This is a genomic window from Streptomyces sp. CB01881 (assembly GCF_002953255.1).
GTDB lineage: Bacteria > Actinomycetota > Actinomycetes > Streptomycetales > Streptomycetaceae > Kitasatospora.
The window spans coordinates 10,993,237-10,994,507 of the sequence record NZ_CP026498.1; the positions used below are offsets into that span (position 1 = coordinate 10,993,237).

1 protein-coding gene is annotated in these 1,271 nt (G+C 70.4%); it reads right to left on the minus strand.

Annotated elements, in window-relative coordinates; genetic code table 11:
• On the minus strand, positions 1–1,172 hold a 1,172-nt coding region (locus C2142_RS37365), incomplete at its 3' end, for a nucleobase:cation symporter-2 family protein (RefSeq protein WP_241003062.1).
• Positions 1,173–1,271 lie beyond the last annotated feature (99 nt).

Sequence of the window (1,271 nt, forward strand, 5' to 3'; positions counted from 1 at the left end):
CCACGATGATTCGACCCGATGCTCAGGTCCGCCTTGCCCAGCGTGCGGATGCCCGCCACCGCCACCGACCCGAAGAGCACCACGCCCGCGCCGCCGAGCACCGGCTGCGGCACCAGCGAGACCAGTCCGCCGACCACCGGCACCAGGCCCATCACCACGAGGAAGACCCCGGCCAGCGCCACCACGAAGCGGCTGCGGATCCGCGTCAGTGCCACCAGCCCGATGTTCTGCGCGAACGCCGAGCAGATGAAGCCGTTGAACACGCCGCCGAACGCCGTCGCAAGACCGTCCGCCCGCAGGCCGCCGGCGATCGTACGGTCGTCCGCCGGGCGCTCCACCACCTCGCCGAGCGCGATCATGTCCGCGGTGGACTCGGTCATCGAGACCACCATCACCACCAGCATCGAGATGATCGCCGCGGCCTCGAACTGCGGCGCGCCGAAGGCGAACGGATGCGGCAGCTCGAAGACCGGCAGGCTGCCGAGCGCAGCGGTGTCCACCTTGCCGAGCGGGACCGCCACCAAGGTGCCCGCCAGCATCCCGAGCAGGATGGAGATCCGCTGCAGGAAGCCGCGCAGAAAGCGGTTGAAGAGCAGGACCGCGAGCAGGGTCAGCCCCGCCAGTCCCAGGTTGGCGAGCGAACCGTAGCCCGGCGCACGGGAGTTGCCGCCCTGTGCCCAGTTCCCGGCCACCGGCAGCAGTGAGATGCCGATCAGTGTGATCACCGTGCCGCTGACGACCGGCGGGAAGAAGCGGACGAGCCGGCAGAAGACCGGCGCCAGCAGGAAACAGAACAGGCCCGCCACCAGGGTCGAACCGAAGATCAACGGCAGTGCCGCGTCCTTCTTCGACTCGACCACGGCGAGGATCGGCGAGACGGTGGCGAAGGAGACACCGTTGACGAAGGGCAGCCGCGAGCCGATTCGCCAGAATCCCAGGGTCTGCAGCAGGGTGGCGATGCCGGCGATGAACAGGCTGGCGGCGAGCAGGGTGGTGAGCCGGGCGGCGGTGAGACCGGCTGCGGCGCCGATGATCAGCGGCGGAGCGGCGACCCCGGCGTACATGCTGGCCACGTGCTGAAGCGCGACGGTCGCCATCCGGCCGGGCGGCAGCATCTCGTCGACGGGGTGTGGTGGTGCTCCGGGCTCCAGGGGTGCTGTCTGGCGTCGCATGCGCTGTTCCCTCCACGTCCAAGGTGGTTTCGGGCCCGGGAACGGCGGCCGGAACGGGACACGGCGACGTTGGGACGACCCTGGCGGACGGCGGTGCCG